At 52.4% G+C, this 4,481-nt stretch carries 3 protein-coding genes and 1 pseudogene; 1 reads left to right on the top strand and 3 read right to left on the bottom strand.

The genetic code is table 11. The annotated features are described in order from the left end of the window. The coding region (locus tag MoGM_RS02085) for a 4-alpha-glucanotransferase (RefSeq protein ID WP_104368562.1) at positions 1–2,134 on the top strand (2,134 nt) is incomplete at its 5' end. A gap of 292 nt (positions 2,135–2,426) precedes the next feature. Here the strand turns inward: MoGM_RS02085 and MoGM_RS02080 are convergent. The 3 genes and pseudogenes from MoGM_RS02080 to MoGM_RS02070 form a co-directional block, all read right to left on the bottom strand. Beyond that, complete coding sequence (locus tag MoGM_RS02080) at positions 2,427–3,284, bottom strand: enoyl-ACP reductase (protein ID WP_104368561.1); 858 nt, start codon at positions 3,282–3,284, stop codon at positions 2,427–2,429. Between the two features lie 106 nt (positions 3,285–3,390). Further along, the gene (locus MoGM_RS02075; protein ID WP_104368560.1) at positions 3,391–4,086 is read right to left on the bottom strand and encodes an SIMPL domain-containing protein; all 696 of its coding nucleotides are present in this window, start codon (positions 4,084–4,086) and stop codon (positions 3,391–3,393) included. Positions 4,087–4,335: 249 nt separating this feature from the next. Then, a pseudogene (locus MoGM_RS02070) lies at positions 4,336–4,481 on the bottom strand (Asd/ArgC dimerization domain-containing protein); the annotation flags it as partial.

The following is a 4,481-nucleotide window of genomic DNA, read 5'->3' as shown; positions in this document are numbered from 1 at the left end:
CGGCAGACAAGAGACTGAGTTCAAGTTTGTAACCATTGATGACAGAGACGGTTCGACGGCATGGGAGACCGGTAGCAACAGGCGCATCGCCATACCCACCGTAAAGGAGGGTGAAACGGTTGTACTGGAACTGCCGCAGGCACGGTTTGACCGGGCACCGTGGAGAGCGGCCGGAACGGTAATCCCGATATTCTCGCTGCGTTCGGAAGGCAGCTTCGGAGTGGGCGACTTCGGCGACCTCAGACTGATGACAGACTGGGCTGACATGACGGGACAGCGGGTGATACAGGTGCTGCCGATAAACGATACCGGCATGACACACACATGGACAGACTCTTATCCCTACAACAGCATAAGCATATACGCGCTGCACCCGCAGTATACCGACTTCCGCCGGCTGCCCGCCCTGAAAGACGAAGCGCGGCGGAAACACTTCGAGAGATTGCGGACGGAACTGAACGCGCTGCCGCGGATAGACTATGAACGGGTGAACAGGGCGAAAACGGAATATCTGCGCGAACTGTTCGCACAGGAGGGTGCCACGGTGATGATGTCGGCGGAGTTCAAGACGTTCTTCGACGCCAACAGGGAGTGGCTGGTACCCTACGCGGCGTTCTGCCATTACCGCGACATGTACGGCACGGCGACATTCGGCGAGTGGCCCGACCACAAGACACTGACCGACGATGAGCGTGAGCGGATGGGAAACCATGGCACGACGGAATACAAAGAGGTGGCTTTCTGGTATTTCGTACAGTTCAATCTCGACACCCAGATGCGTGAAGTACATGAGTACGCACGCAGCAAACGGGTGATACTCAAAGGCGACATACCCATCGGCATCAGTCGGGACGGAGTGGAAGCGTGGGTGGAACCGAGATACTTCAACATGGACGGACAGGCCGGAGCGCCACCGGACGCTTTCTCGGCAAACGGCCAGAACTGGGGGTTCCCGACATATAACTGGGACGAGATGACGGCCGACGGATGCCGGTGGTGGGTGCGCCGGTTCACAAAGATGGCGCAATACTTCGACGCCTACCGAATAGACCACGTGCTGGGCTTTTTCAGGATATGGGAAATCCCGTCGCACTCGGTACACGGACTGCTCGGACAGTTTGCGCCGTCGCTCGGAATGACGCGGGGCGAGATTGAGGCATACGGACTGCCATTCAACGAAAAGCACTTCACCGAGCCGTTCATATCCGACCGTGCGATAGAGCAGTCGTTCGGCGACAAGGCCCCGGAAGTGAAAGCGAAATATCTCGAACACTGCCATGGCGACATGTGGAGAATGAGACCCGAATACGACACACAGCGCAAAGTGGAAGCCGCCTTCAAGGGCATGACGGCACCGGCGGACACACAACTGCGCGACGGGCTGTACGCACTGATCAGTGATGTGCTCTTCGTACGGGACCATAATGACGACGACAAATTTCACCCGCGCATCGGGGTACAGGGCGACTTCGTATACGAAACGTTATGTGACGAAGACAGGCACGCTTTCAACCGCCTTTACAACGACTATTTCTACCGTAGGAACAACTCTTTCTGGCACGACGAGGCGATGAAGAAGCTGCCACTGCTTATCCAGGCCACCCGTATGCTCGTATGCGCGGAAGATCTCGGAATGGTGCCAGCCTGCGTGCCGGGAGTGATGAACGAGCTGCGCATTTTGAGCCTTGAAATACAGTCGATGCCGAAAACGGAGGGCTTACGGTTCGGCGATCTGAGCCAAAACCCGTATCGCTCGGTATGCACTTTCAGCACGCACGACATGCCGACACTGCGCCAATGGTGGGACGAGGACGAACAACGGGCACGCGAATACTTCAACACCGTGCTACACAAGGCCGGCGACGCCCCACATCCTCTGCCCGGATGGCTGGCCGAGGACATTGTTGACAGACAGCTCGCAAGTCCATCCATGCTATGCCTTCTGTCGCTCCAAGACTGGCTCGCCACAGATGAAAAACTGCGGCTGCCCGACAAAGACGCTGAGCGCATCAACATTCCGGCAAACCCACGCCACTATTGGAGATACCGCATGCACCTCACCATAGAGCAACTCATGGAGGCAGACGGGTTCAACAGCAAGACAAAGAGCATGATAATAGAAAGCGGAAGATAATAAAAGTTAAAAGGCAGAAAAGTAAAAAGGTGGAAAAGTAGAAAGGGTAAGACATTGCGGAAAAACGGAACGCGCTTAATAAAAGCGCCGACGGCATATCCATGAGCAATAAAACAAGATTCTATAATCCATAATTCCGTTCCTACAAGACCGATAAACAATAAATAAAAAAGGTGGAGAAAACGACCAAACCGTTATTCCCCACCTTTTAATTAATATCATCGCGTATTCCGCAATGTCTTACCCTTTCTACTTTTCCACCTTTTTACTTTTTTACCTTTTTACCTTTAAATCATCCGTAAACGATGTTCCCGTTCTCGTCTTCGTAAGGCGCAAGGTCTTTGGCATACTGGTTCATGGCACGCAGACTCATACCCATCGACGAAAAACCACCGTCGTGGAAGAGGTTCTGCATCGTGACTTTACGCGTGAAGTCGGAGAACATCATGACGCAATACTCTGCGCACTCTTCTGCCGAAGCGTTGCCGAGAGGCGACATTTTGCTTGCGAAGTCCATCAGGTTGTCCATATCCTTTATGCCTTTACCGGCAGTTGTAGGTGTGGGCGACTGTGAAATGGTGTTCACACGTACATTTTTCTCACGACCATAGATATATCCGAAACTGCGGGCGATACTTTCGAGCATGCTCTTTGCGTCGGCCATGTCGTTGTAGCCGAAGAACGTGCGCTGCGAAGCAACGTATGTGAGAGCCACTACCGAGCCGTAATCAGCTATGGCATCTTGCTTCTTCGCCACTTGGAGCATCTTGTGGAATGATATGGCCGAGATGTCGAGTGTCTTCAGAAGATAACCATAGTCAAGGTCATCATAGGTGCGGTGTTTGCGCACGTTGGGGCTCATACCGATGGAATGGAGCACAAAATCTATCTTTCCGCCGAGCAGTTCCACCGACTCGCGGAACACCTTGTCCAAATCTTCCACGCTCGTGGCATCGGCAGGGATAACGGGGGCGTTCAACTGCTTGCTCAGTTCGTCCAGTTCTCCCATACGAAGTGCCATCGGAGTGTTGCTCAACGTGATTGTAGCTCCCTCCTCAACTGCTTTCACTGCCACTTTCCATGCTATGGACTCGGCATTGAGCGCGCCGAAGATTATGCCGCGCTTTCCTTTCAATAAATTGTGAGTCATCTTTATTTTTGTTTGTTTCAGTTGGCAAAAGTACAACTTTTACGTAAAACAGACAAATTCTTTGGAGAAAAAGATGAGTATCGGCTATATCGCACAGTACGGGACATCAGTCTTCGAGAGAGTATGTCACAGTAGTTACGACACGCAGTTTCTTGATGTACGGCGTATTGGAGTCACGGTCTGAGATGGAGAACTGGCCCTGATCGGCGGTCATAATCTTTCCTGGGCGGCTATTGCTGTTCTCGGCAAACTGCTCTGCCGTCTTCTCGGCGTTGCGTATGGCCTCCTGCATCATCTTCGGTTTCATCTTCTGGAACGACACATACTCATACTCCACGCTGCCGGCGTATGCGTCTACCACGGCCACTCCCTGCTTCAAAAGCTCACCCTGGCGGGCTATTATCGAGCGCACGCGCTTGACATTGCGCGACGTAACGGTGATTGTAGATGTTATGATGTAACGGTACCTGTGCCGGTCGGCATTATACTGATCGGCTTTGAGGTCGGTGACGAGCGGCGCGTTCACGCTTATCTCGCTCTCCGCTATTCCATTACGGCGCAGAAACGTTTTCACCTTGGCCGTGGTCTCGCTGATCTTGTCGTACAGAGCGGGCAGGTCATCGCCCAACTCCTTGGTCTGTATAGGCCATGTCACCTTGTCGGCCGCCACCTCTTTCTCGGCAAGTCCCTTCACTGTAACCTTGCGGTCTTTATTTACAAAATCGTCTATTCCCCCTTTTATGCACAGGCCGAGACCTATGATTCCGATGGCTATGATAGCCGCTTCCTTAATTCTGTTCATGGTTTTATGTATTACTTGGTTTTTATTTCGATGTAAATATACGACTTGTTGCGCCGGCTGACGATGCCACCGCCTGATATTTATGCTTAATTAACAGAACGGGCGCGTATTTCATTTATCTTAGCAGGGAAAAGGCACACGACAACAAACCGCGTCCCAAAAGTTTTCCATCAAACTTTTGGGACGCGGTTCAATTGTGACGTCACGCGTTTTTACCTTACTTACACTTAGACCTTTTTTACCGCCGGACTATTTTACGCTGCCAACCTTGATGAGGTACTCGGCTATCTGCACGGCATTAAGCGCGGCACCCTTGCGTATCTGATCGCCACTGAGCCAGAAAGTAAGCCCGCAATCATCGGCAAGGTCCTGACGCACACGACCCACGTAGATAT

Origin of the sequence: Prevotella sp. MGM1, assembly GCF_002933775.1 — a bacterium.
In the GTDB taxonomy this organism is placed as follows: Bacteria; Bacteroidota; Bacteroidia; order Bacteroidales; family Bacteroidaceae; genus Prevotella.
Note: the sequence above shows the minus strand (reverse complement) of the source record. Positions and strands in the feature narration are given on the sequence as shown.